Source organism: Anaerolineales bacterium (assembly GCA_019637805.1).
Classification (GTDB): Bacteria; Chloroflexota; Anaerolineae; order Anaerolineales; family UBA11579; genus JAMCZK01.
In genome coordinates this window covers 1,096,611-1,120,404 of record JAHBVB010000002.1, presented here as the reverse complement: position 1 = coordinate 1,120,404, position 23,794 = coordinate 1,096,611, and the positions used below count along the sequence as shown (strand labels likewise).

At 60.3% G+C, this 23,794-nt stretch carries 21 protein-coding genes; 18 read left to right on the top strand and 3 right to left on the bottom strand.

All coding sequences use genetic code 11. The features are described 5' to 3' along the window. Window positions 1-6 precede the first annotated feature (6 nt). A complete protein-coding gene (locus KF885_11365) occupies window positions 7-2,544 on the bottom strand; it encodes a DEAD/DEAH box helicase (GenBank protein ID MBX3049756.1) in 2,538 nt (845 codons plus the stop codon). A 156-nt stretch (window positions 2,545-2,700) separates the two neighbouring features. On the opposite strand from KF885_11365, the gene dnaK reads away from it, so the two are divergent. The 3 genes from dnaK to KF885_11350 all read left to right on the top strand — a co-directional run bounded on the left by dnaK (window position 2,701) and on the right by KF885_11350 (window position 5,710). Then, complete coding sequence (dnaK, locus tag KF885_11360) at window positions 2,701-4,611, top strand: molecular chaperone DnaK (protein MBX3049755.1); 1,911 nt, start codon at window positions 2,701-2,703, stop codon at window positions 4,609-4,611. A 196-nt stretch (window positions 4,612-4,807) separates the two neighbouring features. Continuing rightward, window positions 4,808-5,455 (top strand): hypothetical protein, encoded by a 648-nt coding sequence (locus KF885_11355; GenBank protein MBX3049754.1) that lies wholly within the window; start codon window positions 4,808-4,810, stop codon window positions 5,453-5,455. 93 nt (window positions 5,456-5,548) lie between these two features. Further along, the gene (locus KF885_11350) at window positions 5,549-5,710 is read left to right on the top strand and encodes a hypothetical protein (GenBank protein MBX3049753.1); all 162 of its coding nucleotides are present in this window, start codon (window positions 5,549-5,551) and stop codon (window positions 5,708-5,710) included. A gap of 25 nt (window positions 5,711-5,735) precedes the next feature. Here the strand turns inward: KF885_11350 and KF885_11345 are convergent, their stop codons facing one another. Next, the gene (locus KF885_11345; protein MBX3049752.1) at window positions 5,736-7,184 is read right to left on the bottom strand and encodes a DEAD/DEAH box helicase; all 1,449 of its coding nucleotides are present in this window, start codon (window positions 7,182-7,184) and stop codon (window positions 5,736-5,738) included. A gap of 107 nt (window positions 7,185-7,291) precedes the next feature. Between KF885_11345 and KF885_11340 the strand changes: the two genes are divergently transcribed. The 4 genes from KF885_11340 to KF885_11325 are packed head-to-tail and all read left to right on the top strand — an operon-like array spanning window position 7,292 to window position 11,862. Then, complete coding sequence (locus KF885_11340) at window positions 7,292-8,119, top strand: SDR family oxidoreductase (GenBank protein ID MBX3049751.1); 828 nt, start codon at window positions 7,292-7,294, stop codon at window positions 8,117-8,119. Between the two features lie 59 nt (window positions 8,120-8,178). Then, on the top strand, window positions 8,179-9,552 hold the full coding sequence (locus KF885_11335; protein MBX3049750.1) for a C39 family peptidase: 1,374 nt from the start codon (window positions 8,179-8,181) through the stop codon (window positions 9,550-9,552). Further along, window positions 9,549-10,826 carry an exonuclease SbcCD subunit D gene (locus KF885_11330; protein MBX3049749.1) on the top strand — a complete coding sequence of 426 codons (1,278 nt, stop codon included), beginning with the start codon at window positions 9,549-9,551 and terminating at the stop codon, window positions 10,824-10,826. Before KF885_11335 ends, KF885_11330 begins: the two co-directional genes overlap by 4 nt. Next, window positions 10,816-11,862: a PD40 domain-containing protein gene (locus tag KF885_11325; protein ID MBX3049748.1), complete on the top strand. Its 1,047-nt coding sequence runs from the start codon at window positions 10,816-10,818 to the stop codon at window positions 11,860-11,862. Before KF885_11330 ends, KF885_11325 begins: the two co-directional genes overlap by 11 nt. Here KF885_11325 and KF885_11320 read toward each other — a convergent pair. Then, window positions 11,859-13,802 (bottom strand): hypothetical protein, encoded by a 1,944-nt coding sequence (locus KF885_11320; protein MBX3049747.1) that lies wholly within the window; start codon window positions 13,800-13,802, stop codon window positions 11,859-11,861. The two genes, KF885_11325 and KF885_11320, sit on opposite strands and share 4 nt — an antisense overlap. Before the next feature lie 288 nt (window positions 13,803-14,090). On the opposite strand from KF885_11320, the gene KF885_11315 reads away from it, so the two are divergent. The 11 genes from KF885_11315 to KF885_11265 are packed head-to-tail and all read left to right on the top strand — an operon-like array spanning window position 14,091 to window position 23,766. Then, the gene (locus KF885_11315; protein MBX3049746.1) at window positions 14,091-15,749 is read left to right on the top strand and encodes a ribonuclease J; all 1,659 of its coding nucleotides are present in this window, start codon (window positions 14,091-14,093) and stop codon (window positions 15,747-15,749) included. A gap of 55 nt (window positions 15,750-15,804) precedes the next feature. Further along, window positions 15,805-16,290, top strand: coding sequence for a cytochrome c maturation protein CcmE (locus KF885_11310; protein MBX3049745.1), 486 nt, complete (start codon window positions 15,805-15,807; stop codon window positions 16,288-16,290). A 31-nt stretch (window positions 16,291-16,321) separates the two neighbouring features. Further along, window positions 16,322-18,385 carry a heme lyase CcmF/NrfE family subunit gene (locus KF885_11305; GenBank protein ID MBX3049744.1) on the top strand — a complete coding sequence of 688 codons (2,064 nt, stop codon included), beginning with the start codon at window positions 16,322-16,324 and terminating at the stop codon, window positions 18,383-18,385. Then, entirely contained in the window at window positions 18,382-18,855 is a 474-nt protein-coding gene (locus KF885_11300) for a cytochrome c-type biogenesis protein CcmH (GenBank protein MBX3049743.1), read from the top strand. Before KF885_11305 ends, KF885_11300 begins: the two co-directional genes overlap by 4 nt. Then, window positions 18,852-19,400: a TlpA family protein disulfide reductase gene (locus KF885_11295; GenBank protein MBX3049742.1), complete on the top strand. Its 549-nt coding sequence runs from the start codon at window positions 18,852-18,854 to the stop codon at window positions 19,398-19,400. Before KF885_11300 ends, KF885_11295 begins: the two co-directional genes overlap by 4 nt. Further along, window positions 19,400-19,774 (top strand): hypothetical protein, encoded by a 375-nt coding sequence (locus KF885_11290; protein MBX3049741.1) that lies wholly within the window; start codon window positions 19,400-19,402, stop codon window positions 19,772-19,774. The genes KF885_11295 and KF885_11290 overlap by 1 nt, the downstream gene beginning before the upstream one ends. After that, window positions 19,771-21,480 carry a cytochrome c gene (locus KF885_11285; protein MBX3049740.1) on the top strand — a complete coding sequence of 570 codons (1,710 nt, stop codon included), beginning with the start codon at window positions 19,771-19,773 and terminating at the stop codon, window positions 21,478-21,480. Before KF885_11290 ends, KF885_11285 begins: the two co-directional genes overlap by 4 nt. After that, window positions 21,477-22,187 carry a heme ABC exporter ATP-binding protein CcmA gene (ccmA, locus tag KF885_11280; GenBank protein MBX3049739.1) on the top strand — a complete coding sequence of 237 codons (711 nt, stop codon included), beginning with the start codon at window positions 21,477-21,479 and terminating at the stop codon, window positions 22,185-22,187. The genes KF885_11285 and ccmA overlap by 4 nt, the downstream gene beginning before the upstream one ends. Further along, the gene (locus KF885_11275; protein MBX3049738.1) at window positions 22,180-22,863 is read left to right on the top strand and encodes a heme exporter protein CcmB; all 684 of its coding nucleotides are present in this window, start codon (window positions 22,180-22,182) and stop codon (window positions 22,861-22,863) included. Before ccmA ends, KF885_11275 begins: the two co-directional genes overlap by 8 nt. A gap of 3 nt (window positions 22,864-22,866) precedes the next feature. Continuing rightward, on the top strand, window positions 22,867-23,583 hold the full coding sequence (ccsA, locus tag KF885_11270; GenBank protein MBX3049737.1) for a cytochrome c biogenesis protein CcsA: 717 nt from the start codon (window positions 22,867-22,869) through the stop codon (window positions 23,581-23,583). Then, complete coding sequence (locus KF885_11265) at window positions 23,584-23,766, top strand: hypothetical protein (GenBank protein ID MBX3049736.1); 183 nt, start codon at window positions 23,584-23,586, stop codon at window positions 23,764-23,766. Window positions 23,767-23,794: the final 28 nt, after the last annotated feature.

Here is a 23,794-nt window from a genome sequence, read left to right as displayed (position 1 = left end):
GTCAAATTATAGCGAAGGCGGGTTGGCCGGGCTGGCGATGGCGTTGAGCTCTTCCAGCAGCGCCAGCGTCTCCGGCTTGCTGCCCTTGCCCTGCTCGCCGCCAGGGCCGACGCAGGACGGACAGCCGTCTTCGCAGGGGCATTCGCTCACCAGGTGATAGCTGCTGTTCATCAGCTCGCTGTGCAGCTCGAACAGCTTGCGACTGAAACCGAGCGCATCCCCCATCTGGTCGAAGACTACCACCGCTGGCCGGCCGGCGGCAAAGTCGGCCTTGGGGTCAGAGTGCACGCCCAGGTCGCGCGGATCGCACATCAGGAACAACGGGGCCAGGTTTTGGAGGACGTAGGACAGGCCGGCCAGCCCGCTGCGGATGCGCACGATGGTCTCCGCCTTGCGGTGGCAGGCGGGGCACAGCGTGATCAGGTTGTCGAGGCGGTTGGCTTCCTGGCGGGAGGCAAAGCTGCGAAACGGCGCTTTATGGTGCACGTCGTGCGGGCGGCCGTTCTCCGGCAGTCCGCAGACTTGGCAGGCGTGCCCGTCGCGGGCGCGCACTGCATCGCGGATGGTGGGCCAGTCCGGCCCGTATTCGTTGGCGTCGTTGCTCCACAGGCCGCGCTCGCGCAAGCGTTCCACGGCCTGCTCGCCAATTTCGATCCAGTAGCCATAGGTATTGATCTGCAGGGGCGGCAGGTCCAGCTCCCCGCCGCCGGGCATCTCGGCGCCGGACCACTGCATTTTGAGGTAGCCGTAGACTTCTTCGGTGATGTTCAGTTCGCCGAAATGCTTGCTGCCGGCGGCGACCGGAGCCTGCTCCTTGTCCTCCACCAGCGAGACGGTGCTGCGGCTGCGGGGCATGGTGTAGTAATCGGCCTCGATGGGCCGCAGGTACGCCACGTTCTCCACCAGATCCAACTTCTCTACAAAATAGGTAGCGCCGTCGTGGATGTAGATCGCCTCGGGGTGCACCAGGCTGCGGGCGCCCACCGGGTCGACTTCGCCCACCAAAGCCCAACCCTGCGGCGTAGCGGCCTGCAGCACCACTGAGTCGCTGCCCGCCCCGCGCAGGCTCACCTGGCGGGCGGGCTGTCCCTCGGCCATCCAAAAATACTTATCGCCTGAGGCGTGCAGCTCGCCGCCTTCGGCCAGCAGGCGCAGCATCTCCTGCACCTCAGCGGCGGGTACGCGGCCAAAGCTTTCGCCCTGCCCGAAAGGCAGCTCAAAGGCCGCACAACGCAAGTGCGAAAGCAAGATGACCAGATTGTCGGGGTTGATCAGCGCATGCTCCGGGCTGCGCTCGAGAATGTATTCGGGGTGCCGGGCCAGGAACTGGTCCAGCGGGCTGGACGAAGCCACCAGCACAGACAGCGCGGCCCCGCTGCCGCGGCCGGCGCGGCCGGCCTGCTGCCAGGTGCCGGCCACTGTGCCGGGGTAGCCGGCCAGCACCGCCGCGCCCATGCCGCCGATGTCCACGCCCAGTTCCAGCGCGTTGGTGGCCACCACGCCGCGCAGTTCGCCGCTGCGCAGCCCGGCTTCGATAGCGCGCCGCTCGGCTACCAGGTAGCCGCCGCGGTAGCCGCGCAGCTGGTCCGGCTGCGGGCTGCCCGCCCGCAATGACTTGAGCATCAGCTCCACCATGCGGCGGGTGCGGCCAAAGACGATGGTTTGCACGTCCTGGCTGAGTAGGTCGGCAGCCAGGCGGGTGCTCTCTTGCACCAGGCTGGCACGCAGACCCAGCTCTTCATTAATGATCGGCGGGTTGTATATAAGGAAGTGGCGTGCCCCGTGCGGGGCACCGTCCTGGTCAATGATGCGCGCTGGCTGCTCGATCAGCTTTTCGGCCAGTTCGCCGGGGTTGGCGATGGTGGCTGAGGCCAGAATGAACTGCGGCCGGGCGCCGTAAAAGTTGAGGATGCGGGTCAGGCGGCGCAGCACATTGGCCACATGCGAGCCGAACACGCCGCGGTAGCTGTGCATTTCGTCCAGCACGACGTAACGCAGGCTGCCGAAGAACTCCGCCCACTGAGTGTGGTTTGGCAGGATGCCGTAATGCAGCATGTCGGGGTTGCTGATCAGCAAGCGCGCCTTGCGGCGGATGGCGCTGCGTTGGTGGCTGGGGGTGTCGCCGTCATACGTGGCCACCGGCACGGCGGCTTGCTGCCCGGCGGCTTCCAGCCAGGTGTCCAGCTCGTGCTTCTGGTCGTAAGCCAGGGCCTTGGTGGGGAAAAAGTACAGCGCCCGTGCGTCCGGGTCACGGAGCAGCCCATCCAGCACCGGCAGGTTGTAGCACAGGGTTTTGCCGCTGGCTGTGCCGGTCACCACGGCGACATGCTGCCCGGCGCGCAGCTGTTCCCAGGCGGCGGCCTGGTGGCTGTACAGCTGGCCGTAGCCCATGCGCGCAAAAGCGGCCGCCAGCGCCGGGTGCAGCGCAGTGGGCAGCGGCGCCAACTGCGCTGGCAGGGCGGGGCGCTTGTGCCAATGGGTGACATTGCCGCCTAGGCTGGGCTCGGCCCGCCAGCGGGCTAGCAGGCGCTCCACAGGTTCCATGGCGCTGATTGTATCAAACAGCGAACAGATTTTCTAATTTCTAGCCTACTAACACAAATCCAACGCGGTGTTAACGCTCCTCTTGCGCTCCTCGCCTAGTATGGGGGGTGATGTCCATGGAAATGGGCAAATTATCAATTCTGAGGAGTATTAAACATGGCAAAAATCATAGGTATCGACTTGGGCACCACCAATAGCGTGGCAGCCGTGATGGAAGGCGGCGATGCGACCGTGATCCCCACCGCCGAAGGGACGCGCCTGCTGCCCTCGGTGGTGGCCTTCAGCAAGAATGGCGAGCGCATGGTGGGCCAGCCCGCCAAGCGCCAGGCTGTGATCAACCCGGAGAATACGGTGTCTTCCATCAAGCGCTTTGTGGGCCGTCGCTTTGCGGAAGTGGCCAGCGAGCGCGGCATGGTGCCGTACGAAGTGGTGGACGGCCCGGGCGGCGACGCCCGGGTGAAGATCCCCGCCACGGGCAAGGAATACAGCCCGCAGGAGATCTCCGCCATGGTGCTGGGCAAGCTGAAGGCGGACGCCGAGGCCTACCTGGGTGAAAAGGTGGACAAGGCCGTCATCACTGTGCCGGCCTACTTCAACGACAGCCAGCGCCAGGCCACTAAAGATGCCGGCAAGATCGCCGGCTTGGAAGTGCTGCGCATCATCAACGAGCCTACTGCGGCAGCCCTGGCCTATGGCCTGGACAAAAAGGACAATGAAACCATCCTGGTCTTTGACCTGGGCGGCGGCACTTTCGACGTCAGCGTGCTGGAGGTGGGCGGCGGCGTGATCGAGGTCAAGGCCACCAACGGCGACACGCATCTGGGCGGTGACGATTGGGATGAAACCATCGTCAACTACCTGGCCGACGAATACAAGAAAGAGCAGGGCATCGACCTGCGCACTGACCGCCAGGCCCTGCAGCGCCTGCGCGAGGCGGCCGAGAAGGCCAAGATCGAGCTGTCTTCGGTGACCGAGACCGAGATCAACCTGCCGTATGTCACGGCAGATGCGTCCGGCCCCAAGCACTTGGTAAGCAAGCTCAGCCGCGCCAAGCTGGAGCAGCTGAGTGAAGACTTGCTGGCCCGCCTGCGCGGCCCCTTTGATGCGGCCCTCAAGGACGCTGGCTTGAAGTCCGGCGAACTGGATGAAGTCGTGCTGGTCGGTGGCTCCACCCGCATGCCGATGGTGCAAGAGCTGGTGCGCAGCCTGACCGGCAAAGAGCCGCACAAAGGCGTCAACCCGGATGAGGTGGTTGCCGTAGGCGCCGCCATCCAGGCCGGCGTGCTGGGCGGCGAGGTCAAGGATGTGCTGCTGCTCGACGTGACCCCGCTCTCCCTGGGCGTGGAAACCCTGGGCGGCGTGATGACCAAGATGATCGAGCGCAACACAACTATCCCGGTCAAGAAGACCGAGGTCTATTCCACGGCCGAGGACAACCAGACCGCGGTGGATATCCATATCCTGCAGGGCGAACGGACCCAAGCCGGCGACAACATGAGCCTGGGCCACTTCCGCTTGGACGGCATCCCCGCCGCCCCGCGCGGCACGCCGCAGGTGGAAGTGACCTTCGACATCGACGCCAACGGCATCCTCAACGTGAGCGCCAAGGATCGCGCCAGCGGCAAGGAGCAGAAAATCACTGTGACCGCCTCGACCAACCTGAACCAGGCCGACATCGAGCGCATGGTGCAGCAAGCCCGCGAGCATGAGAGCGAAGATCGCCAGCGCCGCGAGCTGGTGGAAGCCCGCAATGCGGCTGACAGCCTGGCCTACCAGACCGAGAAGACCCTCGCGGATCTGGGCGAGAAGGTGCCCGCCCAGGAGCGTGCTGACATCGGGGCCAAGATCGCCGAACTGCGCAAGGTGCTGGACGGTGAAGACAAGGCGCAGATCGCCCGCCTGAGCGAAGATCTGCAGAACGCGCTGCATGCGCTCAGCCAACAGGCCTATGCCCAGGCCAGCCCTGAGGCGGATGGTCCCGGCGCCAACGGCCACAGCACCAACGGCCACGGGCCGCAAGCCCAGCCTGATGGCGATGTGGTGGAAGGCGAATTCCGCGAAGCCTAAAATGATAAAAGATGGGCGCCAAAGGGCGCCCATCTTTTTCTTGCTTGTGCTGGCCAGACATCTCTTAACGTTTTTGTTGATTGGCCCTATTCTTCCTAAACAATCTATCAGGTGGGTTTTGATAACGCTGGGTTCTTCAAGCCGTTCTAGGCTCTAGGAAGATCTCGCCTTTAAAAGAAAGTTTAGGAGGAATATCATGGCGAATACATCTCAAAACCGGCGCAATCGGATTTTGGCCGTCTTGTTGGCATTAATTGCCGCAGGCAGCTTGTGTGTCGTGGCAGTTTCGGCTGCAGGCTACACAATCAGCTCTCCCGCCTGGGAAGCTCTGATCGGCTTCTTCCGCGCCCGCGGGGGGCCGCAAACAGGCGGCCCATTGGCAGGTGACCCCACCACGGGTGGGCCGGATACCGGCGGCCCCAACGGTCCCGACACTGGCGGGCCGCAGCAGCCTGGCCCCAACAATCCGGGCGGCGGTGGTGGGTCAGGTGATGAGTCCTGCTTGCTGGGCTTAATCTGCCTCAGTGCCGATGTGGGTACGGGTGGTAACAGCGCGGGCAATGCTTCCAATTGTTTCCTGAATTTGCTGTGTCTTTCGACAGATGCCGCCGTGGGAACCAATAGAAGCAGTAGCTCGCCTCTGATCGAACTGGACGCCGATCTGGATGACAGTGGCCCAGCCGCTAAGGCAGATTTGGATGACGACACGCTGATTGACCTGGACCCCAATGTGAACGGTGTTTCCGGGACACAAACCCTGCTGCCCGGCCTGCTGGGTGGGGGTGCTGCCGAAGGCAATGGTTGTTTGCTGGGCTTGGTGTGCTTGAACCTGGGCGGAAATTAGCCGTCGGATAACACAAAGCGGCTGTTAGGCTTTACAATTAGAGCGTTGCTTTCAGTTGAGCAACGCTCTAATTTTTACTTTCAGAGGTGAACTGTGGCACTAGGCAAGACCGAAAGATCGATCGTTATTTTCGTCGTGGTGATGTTTACGGTGATTCTTAGCTTCCTGGTCTGGACCGGTGTTCAGCAGGCGGCTTATATTGACGCGCCCATCACCACCCCCCGCAGCCTGCCGGCTGTGGAAGCCGCTCCGTAACTTTCACCTCACCTGAATTTTGATGCTAGCGCCGTCCGCTCCTGTGACGGCGCTTTTGCTGCCCGCTGCCGTCGGATGTGGGCTTGACCCTTTCCTGCGCTTCCACGGGAGTGCCCGCTTGCGTGGCGGCGTAGTAACGGTCGTCCAGGATCATGGCCAGCAAGGCGCGCCCCTCCTCGCTTTCGGCCAGCTGTGCGCTCAGCTGCATGAAGCGCTGCATGCGTTCAGTTTGCAGTTTGTCTCGGGTGCGCAGTTGGCCTTCGAGAATGGCGATCATGCGCTCGCTAACCACCCGGGCGACATCTTCGTCGGTGGGGGCGGGGCGTTCCTGGAACTCGATTTTATAGATTGACGCGATCTTCTTAAGCTCACGTTCTTCCAAGCCCATGATCAGGCTGATGGCGATGCCGCTGGCGCCGGCCCGGCCGGTGCGCCCGGCCCGGTGGATGTAGAGCTCGGGATCCTCGGGCGGTTCGTACAGCACCACATAGCCCAGGTCCTGGATGTCAATGCCGCGGGCAGCCACATCCGTAGCCACAACGAAGCGCACATGTCCGTCTTTGAGTTGCTGCAGCACGCGCTCCCGGGCCGCTTGGGAAAGCTCTGAGCTCATTTCTGCGGCGTTATAGCCGAAACGCTGCAGCACGGTAGTCACATAGGTGACGCGTGTTTTGGTATTGCAGAAGATCAGCGCCTGAGGCGGATTGTCAATCTCCAGCAGGCGCACCAGGGCGCGGTCCTTGTCCATGCGCGCCGCTTTCATCATCACATGCTGCACATCGGTCACATGCACATGGTCACGGCTCAGGCTGAGAAAGGCGGGTTTGTCGAGGAAACGCTCGGCTAGGCGCTGCACATTGGCCGGGAAGGTGGCGGAGAACATGCTGCCTTGCACACCCTTGCTGGGCAGGTAACTTTGCACCTCTAGCATGTCCTGGTAGAAGCCCATCGAGAGCATGCGGTCGGCTTCGTCCATGACCAGCAGCTTCAAATGATCCAGCTTTAAATTGCGCTTCAACAAGTGGTCCAGGACCCGGCCGGGGGTACCCACCACCAGCTGAGCGCCGCGTTGGAAGCCGTCTATCTGTTGCTGGTAGCCCACGCCACCATAGACCGGCACCACCTCCAAGCCGGTGTCAGCGAACAGCTTGGTGGCTTCGTCGGTCACCTGGCTGGCCAGTTCTCGGGTGGGCACCAGCACCAGCGCTTGGGCTTGTTTTAGCGCTGGGTCCAGGCGGTCCAGCATAGGCAGCAGAAAAGCGCCGGTCTTGCCGCTGCCGGTGCGAGCCTGGACCATCAGATCTTGTCCAGCCAGCAAGTAGGGCACGGCCATGGCTTGCACAGGGGCTAGCTCTGACCAACCTACCTGCTGGGCGGCTTGTTGGATGCGTGCAGAGAGCTCTGCCAGTTTGGTGGCCGGCAGGCCGTCTTGAGGGATTTCTAAATGTTGTGGGTCAGGTTCTTGCAGTGACAATATGAACTCTCATTGAATGCGGGGATAAGGTGCCTAATTATAGTTCTACTCCTTTGTTCAGTTCGAAACTGCGCGATAATCAATGTTCTATTTTCAGGAGGTGATCTATGGATAAGTGGAAAGATAGTGTGGCGATAGTTACCGGCGGCGCTTCGGGCATAGGCCGCGCTTTGGCCAAGGCCATCGCCTCTCGCGGCGGTAGTGTTTATTTGGCTGACATCAACCTGGCAGCTGCTGAGGCCGCAGCGGCTGAAATTGGAGAGCGCGCCACGGCCGTGCAGCTGGATGTGCGCAACGGGGAAGCCTTCAGCAAGTGTGTCGCCGCGGTAGTCAAGCAGCATGGCCGCTTGGACTATCTTTTTAACAATGCGGGCATGGGGATCGCAGGTGAGGTCTTTGAGCTGCCCCCACAAGCTTGGGACCGCATTATTGATCTCAATATCCGCGGCACAGTCAATGGGGTGGCCGCTGCTTATCCAGTCATGGTGCAGCAGGGTGGGGGCCACATTATCAACACAGCTTCCCTGGCCGGGCTCGGGCCTGCACCGCTGCTGACGCCCTATTCGATGACCAAACATGCCATCGTGGGCCTGAGCGCCAGCTTGCGCATTGAGGCTGCTGAGTTTGGCGTGCGTGTCAGTGTGCTCTGCCCAGCCTCCGTGGAAACACCGATGCTGGATGCGGAGCCGCCTGCCGACCTGGCCGGCATGCCCTGGAAACCCAATGTGCGGCGTTTCCTTACGGAGCTGGCCGGCCCGCCTTATTCCGTGGAGAAATTTGCGGAAGAAGCCCTGCGCGGTGTAGAGAAAAACCTTGCCACAATTGTCGCCCCGGGGCGCGCCCGCTTGGTGTGGTACCTGGGGCGGCTGTCACCTGGCCTGGTGGAAAAAGCCAGCCTCGGGGCGGTTGCCGCGGAACGCAAAACCAAAACCTAAGCGCGCTCGCAGGGGTGGTTTATTTGGGCTTAATGCCCGGCTGATATAATCCGCGCACCGTGCAGTCGAACAATCCGTTTTTCCGCCGTTATTCACCGCCAGGCCGGTCTCGCAACCCTTGGCGGTCGCTTGCCGCCATTCTCGGCGTTTTGGCGCTGCTCTATCTGATCTACCACATCCCTTTTGTGCATAATGCGCTCGCCTGGCGGCTGGATAGCCTGCGCGCCAGCATTGTCTACTTCTTCCGCCCGCCGGAGGAAGCCATCTTCGTGCCGGCGCAGGTCTCCAACACCCAACCGTCCGCGGCCCTGACGCCGCAGGCCACGCACACACCGGCCGGCCCCACGCCCACGGCGCTGGCCACCCGGCCGCCGCTGCCGCCCTCGGTCAGTCTGACCGGCTTCCGCTATATTGACCAGCACGGCGGCTGGAACCTGTGCGGCCCGGCCACCCTGGCGATGGCCCTGACCTATTGGGACTGGGCTGGCACGCGCAACGATGTGGAAGACTACGTCAAGCCTGGCATCCAAGACCCCAACCTCAACCGCGTCGAGCGCGGCCGCCCTGACAAGAATGTGATGCCCTACGAGCTGGAAGACTTTGTCGATACGCAGGTGCCCGGCTTGCAGGCGGTCATTCGAGTGGGCGGGGAGCTCGATACCGTCAAGCAGCTGCTGGCCGCCGGCTTCCCGGTGGTAGTGGAGAAGGGCTATTCCGAGCGCGACGCCTCTGGCAGGGTCAGCTGGTTGGGCCACTACCTGTTCGTCACCGGCTATGACGAGGCCAGCCAAGAATTCATCGTGCAGGATGTGTACTTGCGCACGGGTGACAACGGCACCGGCGCCAACCTGCGCTCTTCTTATGAAGAATTTCAAGACCAGTGGCGGGCTTTTAACTACTTGTTCCTGGTGATCTATCCCGAAGCCCAGTTGGATCAGGTCATCGCCGCTTTAGGCCCCTGGGCAGATGAAGAATGGGCCAACCAACGCGCCTTGGAGCTGGCCCAGCAAGAGTTGGCCAGCTTGACCGGCTTGCAGCAGTTCTTTGCCTGGTTCAACCTGGGCAGCAGCCATGTGCGCCTGCTGCAATATGTGGATGCCGCCCACGCCTATGATTACGCCTTTCAGTTGTATGCCGGCTTGACTGACGACGATACCCAGCGGCCGTACCGGATGATGTGGTACCAGACCGGCCCATACTGGGCGTATTACTACAGCGGCCGCCATCAGGATGTGATCAGCCTGGCCAATACCACCCTGTTTGAGACGATTGACCAACCCACGCTTGAGGAAAGCCTATACTGGCGCGGCCTGGCCCGCTTGGCGATTGGCGAGACGGGCAATGCGGTTTCCGACTTGCAAGAGGCCGTGCGCCTGAACAAACATTTTTGGGCGGCCATTGGGCAGCTGGAAGCTTTGGGAGTGAATCCATGAGCGGATTGAAAGTGCTGCACTTTGCCGACGCGCACATCGACATTGCCAACTATGGCCGCCAGGATGCGCAAACTGGCCTGCCGGTGCGCGTCCTGGACTTCTTGCGCTCCCTGGACGAGATCGTAGACACAGCTATAAGTGAGAAGGTCGACTTGGTGCTGTTTGGCGGCGACGCCTACAAAGACCGCAATCCAGCGCCCACCTTCCAGCGCGAATGGGGCCGGCGCATGATGCGCCTGTCGCGGGCCGACATCCCTACGCTGCTGTTGGTGGGCAACCATGACGTCTCTCCCAGCCTGGGCCGCGCCCATGCACTGGAAGAATACAACACGCTGGACATCCCCTATGTGCGCGTGGTGTCCAAACCGGCCCTGCTAGGCCCGGCGGATCTGTGGGATTTGCCGCTGCAAGTGATTGCCCTGCCTTGGGTGAGCAAGTCTGAGATGATCGCTGCCTACGGTACGGATAGCAAGCACGCCGATGCTGAGCTTGAAGAACGACTGATCAATCGCATCGAAGACCTGCTCAGCCAGCTGGATCCAGAGCTGCCTGCCATCCTGCTGGCGCATGCCTCCGTGCAGGGCGCCGTATACGGCGGCGAGCGCACGGTCAGCCTAGGGCGCGACCTGGTGCTGTCTCCCGCTTTGGTCAAGAGCCCTGCGCTGGATTACGTGGCCCTGGGGCACATCCACAAAAAGCAGGATGTCAACGAAGCCACCCGTGTGAGCCAGAAGAGCGACGGACAGACCGGGCCGCCTGTGGTCTATCCCGGTTCGATCGAGCGCGTGGATTTTGGCGAAGTGGAAGACGACAAATTCTTCGTGATGGTGGATTTGCAGAAAAACGCCACCAGCTACGCCTGGCGCCAGTTGAAACACATTCGCACCTTTATTGACCGCCGCGTGCGATTGGATGCGGCAGAAGGCGTGATGGAGAAGATCCGCGCCAAGTTGCCTGGCAAGCCAGAGATGCAAGACGCCATCGTGCGCCTGACCATCGATTACCCGCGCGAGCTGGAGCCATATATAGATGAAAGCGAGCTGCGCGAAGCGGCCAGCGGCACCTTTGAATTTCACCTGATCAAGCGCCCGCAGATGGAAGCCCGCCTGCGCATTCCGGAAGACAAGAACGTGGGCGACCTGGATGCCAGCGCCTTGCTGGACCTGTATTGGGGCGCCGCCCATGTTGAAGTGGCTGACCGTGAAACCCTAAGCCGCCTGGCGCAGGAAATCATTCAGGATGACATCATCGAGGAACAACCCAGTGACACTTAGCTTCACCTCTCAGCTGCGCTCCTTGTTTATCCTCGCCTTTTTCCTGGCGGCCTGCAGCCCCCAGGCAACAGCCACCCCAGCGCTAACACCCAATGCCCAGAACAGCACTACACCCAGCCCGGCCGCCGGGCGGCCAGGCCCCACGCCGGAACCGGTAGCGACCGCCAAACCGGAAGTGGCTGTGGAGCTCGCCCAACTGGGTTGGATCACTTTCTCTGCCACCGAAGGCGGCCGCCGGGATATTTGGGTCATTCGTCCGGATGGCAGCGATGTGCTCAATCTCACCGGCGGTATGCGCAATATCTTCGCCGAAGCGCCGGTCTGGTCGCCGGACGCCAGCCTGATCGCCTACGACGGCATCACCAGTCCGGAGTCCGTGCGCGATATTTACCTGATGGCCGTGGAGGCCGAGCCCAGCCAGACCACACAGCTGACCACTCAGCTGGGGTTCGACTGCTACCCCAGTTTTTCACCTGACGGCCAGCGCATAGTCTATATGGCGGAGCACGACGGCAATCGTGAGCTGTTCATCATGGACTTGGAAGGCAACGAGCTGCTCCAGCTCACCGACCATCCATCTGAGGACTATGAGCCGGCCTGGTCGCCGGACGGGGAACGCATCGCCTTCACTTCTCGGCGAGAGGGCAATTCAGAGATCTTCATTATGGACGCCGACGGCAGCAACCTGGTGCGCCTGACGGACAGCTGGGGTCTGGATTGGCGACCGGCCTGGTCGCCGGACGGCGAATGGATCGCCTTCGAATCCTGGCGTTCTGGCAACGCCGATATCTTCATCATGCGCCCGGATGGCAGCGACCTGCGCCAACTGACCACCAGCGAGGCGGAGGATGGGCATCCCACTTGGTCGCCGGATGGACGATACATCGTGTTCCACTCGCAACGCACAGGCAATTACCAGTTGTTCGTGCTGGAGGTGGAGAACCCCGAAGAGCAATGGCATTTGGAAACTGGCAGTGTGCGCGCCCTGCTGCCCGCCTGGTCGCCGGTGGCCGTGGTGCCGGGCTTGGAAGGTTAGGGTTGCCAATCTGGCTGGAAGTTATCAAGCTCTTTGACTATGGTCAAAGATACGCCTAGGCGCTCGATAACAAATAGCTCTGGATATCCATCCAAAAAGGTTCGGTCTCGTCCAGCTCTGAGGGGAATCAAGACGTACTTATAGTCAAGTTCGGAATTGAAATTGTTGTAATTTAGCAGTTCCACTTGGAGGTCGGGTCTGGCTACACGTTGGGAAATTGCTTGGTTCCCCCAGGAGCCAATCACAGCACCGTTCGGCGCAATCTGGTTTAGCTCTTCCATAGCATGTGTCAATGAGCTGCCCCAGTATTCCATTTCATATTTGCCATCGGCTCCTTTCACGCCGCCCACCAGCTCGTTATAGTAGATATATTCGTAAGGATGCAGCTCTATAAGAGCAAGCAAGGCAGGAAGCAGTGCCACCAAACTCAGAGCCGCAAAGAGACGCTGGTTAACTACTTCACGCAGCCAGTTCAGGCCGAAAGCGGCCAGCAGAAAAATTGCAGGTGTCATAAATAACAGCTGACGAAAATTGTGATATAGGGTGGGGCGAGCGAAGATCGTATAGCTCAATGGGACGACAAGCCAGACTATTGCAGTTACCCAGAGAGCAGTGTTGGCATGCCGTGGTTGCCTCGCAATGGCTACCAGACCGGCGATAAACAAAAGTAGGGTAGGAAGCGTGAGCTGAATGATCAAAAGTCTTGGCAAATAGTCTGCTGGCAGACGAGTAGCGCGAATAACTTCTCCATCAAAAAGCACATGTCCCGCCCAGGGGAAGTCGGACATGACACGGATGACTTCCATGAAATTCCCTATCGGATTGGTCCACAAGTAGGGCCAAAAGATGTAGGTGAAAAGCATGCTCAGCAAGCCAAATGCGGGAAGGATAGCCAAACTTTTAGGCCCCTTGCTTATCAGGAGAAATACAATAACTAGCATGCCTGCAAATGGTCCGGTTACCCGGATAGCGGTTGTAAAGCCTACTGCCAGCGCAGCAAACCAAATAATTGGTGCACTCCAAAAGGACCAGCTGGATTTCCATGTCTCTTGGATAAAGCTGCTAACAGCTCTGCGCGTACTAGGCATAGCTTTAACAAAAGCTATGCCTAGTACTAAGACTATAAGTCCAAGCCCAAGCCACAATGGAAGCTGGAGAATTCCAAGCGTTCTTTGCACATACCCGCTTACAGGCATACTGTCTGCATAGGGTGCAAAAGTTCGGATTTGTTCACCTAACCAGGTCTTTGAGTCGATGGAGAACAGCCAAGTAAAAATAATAGAGAGAATACTTTCGAGAAGGAAAAGAAGGATAGTGATCAGAGCAAGCGCAGCCAACCATTTTCTCCATTGAACTCGCCTTTGTTCTGAAACTTTTGCGAAATCCTTCTGTAGAATTTCCTGCCATTGTCTGAAATCCCAAGCGGCCATGGGGGAATTCGGGATCATCCTTATCCCGAGAGCAACGCACAGTAAAGTAAAGGCCATCAAAGGGCTATCTTTTACATTGAGGAATCCTTGCCCCCACAAAACAGGCTGCGTCGCAAACAGGAACGTTGAACTGATTGCTACAGACTTTCTGAAGAATCGAAGTTGGATCGAATAAAACGAGATAACTCCTATTAGGTATCCTGTAAAGCTAACAAAGTGCCAAATGCTAAACCAACTTAGATTTGGCGCCAGTTTTTCGGCAGCAAGCTGCGTTAACCGGATCAACATTACAAAGGCTGGGCCATAGTTGTCCAGAATGGTGTATTCAGGTTGTGCAATTTCCCCTTTTTGAAAGAATTGTGTGTAAATATTCAGAGTCTGGCGCGCGTAAATATCCAACGATTCATCATCCGCGGCTTCGCCGTAGTTTTTCGCTGCGTAACCGCCCCAGAGTAATGCGATTAGAATTAGCGCGATAAAAAATTTGTTGCCTGCTAGGGTTTGTCGCAAATTGCCCCCCTCTTAGCAACAATTATAGCCGATGAGGAAATGATTAGCTTTATCGCTTTCAAATATCCCAATGTGCTACAATCTCTATGCTTAGTTGGCCCCGCGCTTGCGCGGTTTGCGACATCGGCCTGTATTTTCTGTAGCACCAGTGGCTAGCACACAAGTTGCATGGGCGATGCCCTAGACAGATTACTACCCCGGCCGGCTTGACCTGTCGGGGTTTTTGTTTAACTTTGAATAAAGAATTATGGCGGGCTGTTTTTGCCTGCCTGGGAGAAATTAGCAAGTATGAGAAAGAAAAATAGCAAGAACAAGGGCGAGACCTTACGGATCGTTCCTTTGGGGGGGTTGGGGGAAATTGGCAAGAACATGACTGTGTTCGAGTACGGCGGCGATATCCTCATCGTCGATACCGGCATTATGTTCCCTGAAAATGACATGTTGGGGATCGATTACATCATCCCCGATTTCCAGTATCTGCTGGACAAGCGCGATCAGGTCAAAGGCATTGTGATCACGCACGGACATGAAGACCACACCGGCGCCATTCATCACGTGCTGGAAGCCTTCAATGTGCCCATCTATGCCACGCCGCTGACCCGCGGCCTGCTGGAGGTCAAGCTGGCCCGCGCCGGCGCCCAGAAGAAAGCCCGTCTGCAGACGGTGAATGCCGGCGACACAGTGCAGATCGGCAAGTTCAAGGTGGAATTCTGCCATGTGTGCCACTCCATTCCGGATGGCGTGGCCCTGGGCATCACCACGCCGGCCGGTTTGGTAGTGCACACCGGCGACTATAAGCTGGACCATACGCCGGTGGACAATTGGCCCACCGACTATGCCAAGCTGGCCGAGTTCGCCGGCCGCGGCGTGCTGGCCTTGCTGGCTGATTCGACCAACGCCGACCGGCCCGGTTGGACGCCTTCTGAGCGCGTGATCGACCCGGCGTTTGACAAGGTCTTCGAGGAGGCCGAGGGTCGCATCCTGGTGGCCACCTTTGCTTCGTTGATCTCGCGCATTCAACAGGTGGCCGAGGCCGCCCAGCGCCATGGGCGCAAGATGGCCTTTGTGGGCACCAGCATGCGCGAGAATGCCAAGATGGCGATCCAGTTGGGGTACCTCAAGGTCTCCAGCGATTTGGTGGTGACGATTGACGATGCGCTGAAAATGAAGCCACGTGATGTAGTGCTGATGTGTACCGGCTCACAGGGTGAGCCCTCGTCGATTATGGGCCGGCTGGCGGCGGGCACCAATCGCCAGTTCGACGTGATTGCTGGCGACACGGTGGTGCTTTCTTCGCACCCCATTCCGGGCAATGAAGAGACGGTCTCACGCGTGATCAACCGCCTGTTCCAGCGCGGCGCCAAGGTGATCTACGATCCGATTGCTGCCGTGCATGTCTCCGGCCATGCCAGCCAGGATGAGATGGTCTTCATGCTCAATCTGGTCAAACCCAAATACCTGGTGCCGGTACACGGCGAACTGCGCCATCTGCACCAGCATGCCGCTCTGGCCCAGCAATCCGCCGGCCTGCCAGCCGAGCACATTGCCGTGATCGAGAATGGCCAGGCGTTGGAGTTCCGCAATGGCGAGATGCACCTGGCCGAGCGCGTACCCGGCGGCTACGTCTTTGTGGACGGCTCCGGTGTGGGCGACATCGGCCCTTCGGTGATGCGCGAACGTGAAGCGTTGGCGCGCGATGGGTTCATCTTCGTCAACCTGAAGACTGACGCCTCCAGCGGCAAACTGCTGGAGGAGCCGGAGATCATCACGCGCGGCTTTGTCTACTTGCGTGATTCCGAGCAGCTGATGGCCGAGACACGCCGCCAGATCGAGAAGGTTGTGGCGCGTTCCAACGGCAACCTGCAGAGCGAGCTGGAACACAATTTGCGCAACTTCCTATTTGAGGCCACCCGCCGGCGTCCGATGATCTTTGTGGTGATCAACTAGGCTGGGTGAGCCGGCTGCCGCAAAGGTATAATTCTTCGAAAGTGAGAAAACGCACATGAGCCGCAGCCGAAACAAATTCCTGTTCGGCGGCCTGATCATTTTGGCCGCGGTCGTTTACTTGATTGTGTCTTCCACCGCCGCAGGCGCGCAGTTCTTCTTCACCGTAGACGAACTGCTCGCCGATGGGCCGGGCGCCGTGGGCAAACCCGCCCGGGTGGCCGGTGCGGTGTTGGGTGACACCATCGTCTACGACACTGAGACGCTGACCCTCAGCTTCACGATTGTGCATACTCCCGGGGATACTCGGCTGATCAATGACGAAGGCGGCCTGGCCGCTGCTCTGGATGCCGCCGTGGCCGACCCCACTCGCAATCGTTTGCAAGTGGTTTATGTGGGCGTGAAGCCGGACCTGCTGCAGCACGCGGCTGAGGCCATCGTCTCCGGCCAGATCGACGAATCTGGCGTTTTCCACGCCAATGAGCTGCTGCTGCGCTGCCCAACCCGCTACGAAGAAGCCCTGCCTGCTCAGGCACAGGGCTGACAGCTTGCGGCCTTGTTAACCAGCCCTTTCCATGATCGCTGACCTCGGCTTTTTTGCCCTGTTCATCGCTTTGCTGCTGGCCCTGTATGCCTGCTGCTCCGCCGTGGTGGGCCAGGTGCGCGGGGAGCCGCGCTGGACCGCCAGCGCACGCGCCGCCACGTTGTTGTGCTTCCCCTTGCTCACCATCTCGGCCCTGAGCATCATTTATTCCCTGGCCACCCTCGATTTTCAACTGCAATACGTAGCACAAGTCACCAGCCGCAGCATGCCGATGTATTTGCGCGTCACGGCTCTGTGGGGCGGGCAGTCTGGTTCGCTAGTGTTCTGGGCCTGGTTGATGGCTGCCTTCACTTCCGGCGTCATGCTGCGCAACTGGCGGCGCGACCGCGACCTGCTGCCCTGGGTGATCTTGGTATGCATGTTCACCCTGGCTTTCTTCTTGGTGCTAATCGTCTTTTTTGAGAATCCTTTTCTGCGCATGTGGCAGGGCGTGACAGGTGCGGTTTGGACCGCCATGTGGCAGCCCGCCGGGGCGCAAGCCTATCTCCCGATGGACGGCAACGGCCTCAATCCCCTCCTGCGCCACCCAGGCATGATCATCCATCCGCCCGTGCTCTATCTGGGTTTTGTCTCATTCGTGGTGCCGTTTGCCTTCGCCATCGCTGCGCTGATCACCGGCCGCAGCGATGACCGCTGGATCCGTTTGACGCGCCGCTGGAGCCTAGTGGCCTGGCTGTTCCTCTCGCTGGGTTTGATCTTGGGCAGCCGCTGGGCCTATGATGTGCTGGGTTGGGGCGGTTACTGGGGCTGGGACCCGGTGGAGATCGCCGCTTTTATGCCGTGGCTGACCGGCACGGCCTTTTTGCATTCGGTCATGATTCAGGAGAAGCGCGGCCTGTTCAAACACTGGAACATGCTGCTGATCATCCTGACCTACGACTTGGTCATCTTTGGCACCTTCCTAACCCGTTCGGGCGTGCTGTCTTCCGTGCATTCTTTTGCGCAGAGCGCCATTGGCCCTATGTTCTTCGCCTTCATTGCGATCACACTAGGCGCCTCGCTGGCCCTGCTTAGCTGGCGCTGGAACACGCTTAAGTCTGAAGTGGAAATTACTTCACTGCTCTCGCGCGAAGCCTTGTTCCTGCTCAATAACTTCCTTTTTATAAGCATTCTGGTGATTTGTTTCTTGGGCGTCATCTTTCCGCTGGCCAGCGAGTTGCTCACCGGCCAGCAGATCACAGTGGGGCCGGTGTACTATGAATCGGCCACCGGGCCGTTGTGGGCGGCTCTGCTGCTGATCATGGGCGTGGCGCCGCTCTCCGCCTGGCGGGCCAGCACGGCCCGCACGCTGGGCCGCGCCATTTGGAAGCCGTTCATCGCCTCATTGCTGGTGTTGGTCGCCTTGTTGATCGGCGGCATGCGCAACCCAGGCGCCCTGCTGGGCTTCTGGCTGTGTGCCTTTGTCGGCTTTGTCACCCTCTATGAATTTTGGCGCGGCGCGGCGGCCCGCAGCGCGCGCGGAGAGAACTTTGCCCTGGCCCTGTGGCGCCTGGTTGCGCGCAACCGGCGCCGCTATGGCGGCTACATCATCCACCTGGGTGTGGTGCTGCTGGCGATTGGCATTATCGGCATCGAACTCTTTCAGCAAGAAACCCAGGGCAGCCTGGCCCCCGGTGAGCGTCTGCAGTTGGGCGGCTATCAGATCGAATTCGTTTCGTTGATCGAATTCCAGACCGACGACGGCCGCCTGGTAGACCGTGCCGTGGTGGATGTGTACCGTGATGGCCGCTACGTGACCCAGCTGTACCCGCGTCAGGACTTCTATTTTGAATCGGGCCAGCCCATGACCATCTCGGGTTTGCACAACACCTGGGAGGCTGATGTGTATGTGTTGCTGGTGGGCTGGGAACCGCTGTCTGGGCAGAAGGCCACCTTCAAGGTCTATTTGAATCCCCTGGTGAACTGGGTCTGGACGGGCGGCTTTGTCTTTATTCTGGGTACGCTGGTGGCCTCCTGGCCGGAGCGTGAAACTATTGAACTGGCGGCCCCTTCTCGTTTGCGTGGGCGTCGGGCTGCGGCCGGAGCGCGCCGATGAAACCCCTTGCCCTGCTACTGGCCGTGTGCCTGGCCTTTGCGCTGGTGGTCCCCGCTGCGGCCCAGCAGCCTGTGCCGCCCACGCCCAGCCCGGACGAGGTCAACGCCATCGCCAAGAACCTCTACTGCCCGGTATGCGCCAATGTGCCACTGGACGCTTGTGGCACGGCTGCCTGCGTCCAGTGGCGCGACCAGATCGCCGACCTGCTGATGCAGGGCTACACCGAGGCCGAGATCTACGAGTATTTTGTGACCCGCTTTGGCCCCAGTGTATTGCCCGCTCCGCCGGCGCAGGGGCTGTTTTGGGCCTTTTACCTGCTGCCGCCCATCGCCATTTTTGCGGCTGGCTGGTGGCTGTACCGCACGATGGTCACGCGCCCGATGCAGGCAGCTGGCGAGCGCAAAAGCGCTAAACCGGCCGGCAAATACGCCCGCCAGATGGAAGAAGAGCTAAAGGCCCGTGACCCATGAGCCAACAGGCTAAACCGACGTCCTTTTGGGGCCGTGTGTTGGCCTGGGCTTTCCTGCTGGTCTTACTGGGCCTCGTGGCGGCCCAGCTGATGGAATCCCGCCGGGGTATCCTGACCCGCGGCGAACCTGCCCCACAGTTCACCCTAACCACCTTCGACGGCCAGGTCTATGGCGCCGAAGAGATGGCAGGCAAGGTTGTACTGGTCAACCTGTGGGCTTCGTGGTGCTTGCCGTGCGAGGAAGAAGCCGAGGATCTGCAGACCGCCTGGGAGCTGTACGCCCACCGCGGCGATGTGCTCTTCCTTGGTGTGGACTACGTGGATACGGAGAAAGAAGCCCTGGCTTATCTGGAGCGCTGGAAGATCACTTACCCTAACGGGCCGGACATCGGTTCGCAGATTTATGCGACCTTCCGCGGCCGCGGCATCCCCGAAACCTACATTATTAATAAGCTGGGCGAGGTGGCCCTGGTAAAGATCGGCCCCTTCCTCAGTTTGGAAGAAATTACTTCGGTCATCGACCTGCTGCTTGAGGTGGATGCCTGATGGCGTTGGGCTCCTTGCTGCTTTTGTTGGCGCTTTTAATGTTGGTGGCCTTGTTCGTGGTGCAGCCCCTGTTGAAGGCGCACGACGAGACCGAGTTGCCCGATGCGGCTCTATCCCATTGGACGGCCGAGCGTGAGCGCGCCTTGGATGCCCTGGCCGAATTGGATGCTGACCACGCCATGGGCAAAGTGCCTGCGGATCTATATGTGGCCCAGCGGGCAGATCTGTTGGCCTCCGGCGCCCTGGCGCTGGAGCAGATCGAGAAACTGGCCAAGCCAGTGCGCCGCCACAAACCTGCGCAGGCAGATGATCTGGAAGATCTGATAGCCGCCCACAAGGCCAAACGTAAACGCGCGGCGCGGAGCGCGCCATGAGACGGCTGGCACTGTTTTGGCTGCTGGCCGCCTGGGGGCTGTCTGCCTGCGGCGTTTCCTTGGCAGGCGATGTAACCCCGGGGCCAAACGCCCTGGTCAGCGGGCTGGACACGCCTCAGCCGGTGCAGCATCCGGCAGCGCAGCCTGACCCGGCAGCCGGGGCCGCCATTTACGCCCAAAGTTGCCTGGCTTGTCACGGCGCCCTGGGTCTGGGGGACGGGGAGCAGGGCGCGCAGCTGCCCTTCCCGCCCGGCGCCATCGGCGCGGCGGTGACGGCCCGCGGCGCCAGCCCGGAAGACTGGTTCCAGATGGTCAGCGAAGGACGCATCACTCGCTATATGCCGCCCTTTGCCAACAGCCTAAGCGCGCAAGAACGCTGGAATGTCCTGGCCTATGTCTATTCGCTCAGCCTGACCCCGGAAGTGTTGCAGCGAGGGGCCGGGCTTTACGCGCAGTATCGCAGTGAAGTGGATATTCTCTTGGCGGGCGACGACTTCAGCGCAAAAAGCAGCTTATTCACACCCTTGGGACTCGGTTTGGAAGATGCCCGCGCCCTCACCGCGTTTGTGCAGGCGCGTGCCCTGGGGCTGGACGGCCGTCCAGTTCAGGCGCCGCCACAGCCTACACTCCCGGTGGCCGCAGACGAGACCCTCGGCCGGGTGACTGGGCAGCTGGAATACGGCAGCCCGGGTGCGTTGCCCACGGGCATGCCGGCCATCCTCACCGGCTTTGACCATACACAAGAAGCCGTCAGCCTGACGACCCAGGTAGATGCAGATGGTTCCTTTGTCTTTGAAGATGTGCCCATGCGGGCGGGACGCATCTTCTTCGTGGAGGTGGGTTACCGAGGGCTGCGCTACTTCTCAGAATTTGCCACGTTGGCAGCGGAGCAGGCACACCTGGACTTACCTGTGAGGGTCTTTGACACGACCCAGGACACCAGCCAATTGGTGGTGGAAGGGGTGCAGTTGGTTTACGACTTTTCGCAAGCCGGTTTGGCGCGGGTCATCCAGCGTGTGGTCTTGACCAATCTGGGGGATAAGGCCATTGCTCCGGGGGGTGACGGCCTGCCCTTGCTGAATTATCGTCTGCCGGATGGCGCCACCAACCTGGCCTTTAACGAAGGCGCCCTGGGAGAACGTTATGTGCTCACCGCCGATGGCTTCGGCGATCTGCGCGCCGTGATGCCCGGGCAGGCCACCTACGAACTTTTATTGGCTTATCAGCTGCCATACCAAAATTCGCTAACCTATCAAATTTACATTGACCAGCCCACCAGGGCTCTGGTAGCCTTGGCACCCGAAACGGGTCCAGAGATGCGTTCGGTGGACTTTAACATGGTAGGCACCCAGGATTTGGAAGGCGAACGCTATGCGGTGTATTCCGCCACTGGACCCTTTTCTGTTGGTGACGAAGTAACCATAGACTTACGCGGTGGCCATCCAGTGGGTGGCCTGAGCCGCGTGTTCAACCTGATTCTGGAAGATGACAGCCTGCTCCCAGGCCTGTTTGGACTGACGCTGGCTGTGGCGGTTTTGTGGCTGTGGCTGCGGGTCAGCCCAGCCAAACCGGAAACCTTCCTGGATGAGATCGCTGTGCTGGATGAGCGCTATGCCGCCGGCCAGATCGCTGAGGCTGCGTACCAACGCCGCCGGGCGGCGCTGAAAGCGCGCCTGGCCCAGGCCTTGGACAGGGATCGATCGTGATTCGGGCGCGGGGGCTGGTCAAGCGTTACGGGCTGCGTCCTGTGCTGCGGGGCGTTAGTTTGCAGGTGGGGCGTGGTGAACTGGTGGCTTTGCTTGGCCCCAACGGCGCGGGAAAAAGCACGTTGCTGCGCATGTTGGCCGGGCTCACTCGCCCCAGTCTGGGGCAGGTGACGCTGGCTGGTTTGACCCTGCCGGAGGACGCTCAACAGGCGCGTGCCCGCATGGGCTTTGTGGGCCACCAGACCTTTTTGTACGAAGACCTAAGCGCAGAACAAAACCTGGCTTTCTTTGCCAGCTTGTACGGCCTGCCTGATGCAGGCCCGCGCAGCGCGGAGCTGCTGGAGCGCTTTGGCCTGTGGGGCCGGCACCGGGAGCCGGTGCGGGCCTTCTCGCGGGGCATGCAGCAGCGCCTCACCCTGGCGCGGGCGCTTTTGCACCGCCCGCAAGTGATCCTGCTGGACGAGCCTTACACCGGCTTGGACCGGACTGCCTCTGCGGTTTTGGACGAATGCCTGAGCGAGCAACTGCAGCAGGGTGCCGCCATTCTGTTGGCGACGCACGACCTGGAACCGGCCCAAAAGCTGGCCCACCGGGCTTGCTTGCTGGCCGGTGGAGAACTGGCGGCCAGTTGGACCCGGCGCCAGTTGGCGTCTGCGGGTTTCCCGCGGCAGTATGACCGGGCATTGCACGAGGCGCTGGATGACTGAGCTACGCGCCAGCCTGGCTGTGATCGCTGCGGTGCTGCGCAAAGACCTGGCCATCGAATGGCGCAGCCGCCAACTGCTGGCCTCCATGCTGGTTTTCGTGCTGCTGGTGATCCTGATCTTCAACTTCGCTCTAGACTTAGATGCACGCGCCCGAGCCGAATTGAGCGCGGGTGTGCTGTGGGCCACTTTTGCTTTCGCCGGCACGCTGGGCCTCAACCGCTCAGGCGCTGTCGAGAAGGATGCCGGGGCGATGAACAGCTGGCTGTTGACCCCCGTCGATTACGGCACCGTCTACCTGGGTAAGACGTTGGCCAACATGGTTTTCATGTTGGTCGTGGCCCTCTTCAGTTTGCCGGTCTATGGGGTCTTGTACAACGTGAACTTGATTCAACCTGGGCTGCTGCTGGTGCTGGCGCTGGGGTCGTGGGGCTACTCTGCCCTGGGCACCCTGCTGGCGGCCATGGCGTCTCAGGCGCGCAGCCGGGAGTTGCTGCTCCCGGTCTTGGTGTTTCCCTTGTTGTTGCCTGTGCTGGTTTCTGCGGTGCGCGCCAGCAGCCTTTTTTTGCAGGGACAGCCAATGGCCTACATTTGGCCGAGCCTTAACTTGCTCATCGTTTATGCGGTGTGCATGCCGGTGTTAGGGTACTTGTTTTTTGATTTCATTGTGGAGGATTAGTTGATGGCAACAAAACCGTCTGAGTCGAAACCATTCTGGTTGCGTGTCCTGGATATTGCTTCTCTTGTGTTCATGGCCGTGGCAACCTGGATGGTCTTTTTCTACGCCCCGCGTGAAGCCGTGATGGGCGAAGTGCAGCGCGTCTTTTACTTCCATGTAGCCACGGGCTGGGTGGGCATGGCGGCGTTTATCGTCGCGGCAATAGCCGGCATCGTTTATCTGATCCGGCCCAACCGCAAGTGGGACATCCTGGCGGTGGCCGCCGTGGAACTGGGATTGGTCTACGGCTTTCTAAACGTGGCCACTGGCTCAATCTGGGCTCGCCCGGCTTGGAATACCTGGTGGACCTGGGACCCGCGCCTGGTCACTGCTTCGATCATGTTGCTGACCTTCCTGGCCTATCTGCTGCTGCGCCAGAGCATTGAAGACCCGGACCGGCGGGCGCGCTTTGGGGCGATCTACGCCATCCTGGCCTCGCTGACCGTGCCGCTGACCTATTACTCCATTCGCATCTGGCGCACCCTGCACCCGGTGGTGATCGGCAGCGGTGACCCGAATGCCGAGGGCGGCTTCGCCATGACCACGCCCATGCTGCATACCTTGCTTTTTTCCGTGCTGGCGTTTACGGTGTTGGGCATCACCTTGCTTTGGCACCTCATCCGCCTCGGGCAGTTGGGTGACCGGGTGGAACAGCTTCGTGTGAAATGGATGGGCAACTAAATGGAAACCAGCAATTACATGATTTTGGGCTTTGCGGTGGTCTTCGCCGTAATGCTTTTGCACCTCATCAGCCTGCCGCTGCGCTACCGCAATCTGCAAGCCGATCTCGCCGTGCTGGAAGAGCAAAAGCCCGCCAAGAAAGCCGCCCTCAAGAAAAAACCCGCTGCTAAGAAGCGCAAATAGCCAAAGAAAAAAGAGCGAGCCATTGGCT

Bases quoted from the DNA above. Each gene is read 5' to 3' on its own strand.
- KF885_11300 (MBX3049743.1), top strand. From the start codon at position 18,382: ATGAAACCCCTTGCCCTGCTACTGGCCGTGTGCCTGGCCTTTGCGCTG.
- KF885_11310 (MBX3049745.1), top strand. From the start codon at position 15,805: ATGAGCCGCAGCCGAAACAAATTCCTGTTCGGCGGCCTGATCATTTTG.
- KF885_11365 (MBX3049756.1), bottom strand. From the start codon at position 2,544: ATGGAACCTGTGGAGCGCCTGCTAGCCCGCTGGCGGGCCGAGCCCAGC.
- KF885_11355 (MBX3049754.1), top strand. From the start codon at position 4,808: ATGGCGAATACATCTCAAAACCGGCGCAATCGGATTTTGGCCGTCTTG.
- ccsA (MBX3049737.1), top strand. From the start codon at position 22,867: ATGGCAACAAAACCGTCTGAGTCGAAACCATTCTGGTTGCGTGTCCTG.
- KF885_11315 (MBX3049746.1), top strand. From the start codon at position 14,091: ATGAGAAAGAAAAATAGCAAGAACAAGGGCGAGACCTTACGGATCGTT.
- KF885_11305 (MBX3049744.1), top strand. From the start codon at position 16,322: ATGATCGCTGACCTCGGCTTTTTTGCCCTGTTCATCGCTTTGCTGCTG.
- KF885_11340 (MBX3049751.1), top strand. From the start codon at position 7,292: ATGGATAAGTGGAAAGATAGTGTGGCGATAGTTACCGGCGGCGCTTCG.
- KF885_11290 (MBX3049741.1), top strand. From the start codon at position 19,400: ATGGCGTTGGGCTCCTTGCTGCTTTTGTTGGCGCTTTTAATGTTGGTG.
- KF885_11330 (MBX3049749.1), top strand. From the start codon at position 9,549: ATGAGCGGATTGAAAGTGCTGCACTTTGCCGACGCGCACATCGACATT.
- KF885_11275 (MBX3049738.1), top strand. From the start codon at position 22,180: ATGACTGAGCTACGCGCCAGCCTGGCTGTGATCGCTGCGGTGCTGCGC.
- KF885_11285 (MBX3049740.1), top strand. From the start codon at position 19,771: ATGAGACGGCTGGCACTGTTTTGGCTGCTGGCCGCCTGGGGGCTGTCT.
- KF885_11265 (MBX3049736.1), top strand. From the start codon at position 23,584: ATGGAAACCAGCAATTACATGATTTTGGGCTTTGCGGTGGTCTTCGCC.
- dnaK (MBX3049755.1), top strand. From the start codon at position 2,701: ATGGCAAAAATCATAGGTATCGACTTGGGCACCACCAATAGCGTGGCA.
- KF885_11295 (MBX3049742.1), top strand. From the start codon at position 18,852: ATGAGCCAACAGGCTAAACCGACGTCCTTTTGGGGCCGTGTGTTGGCC.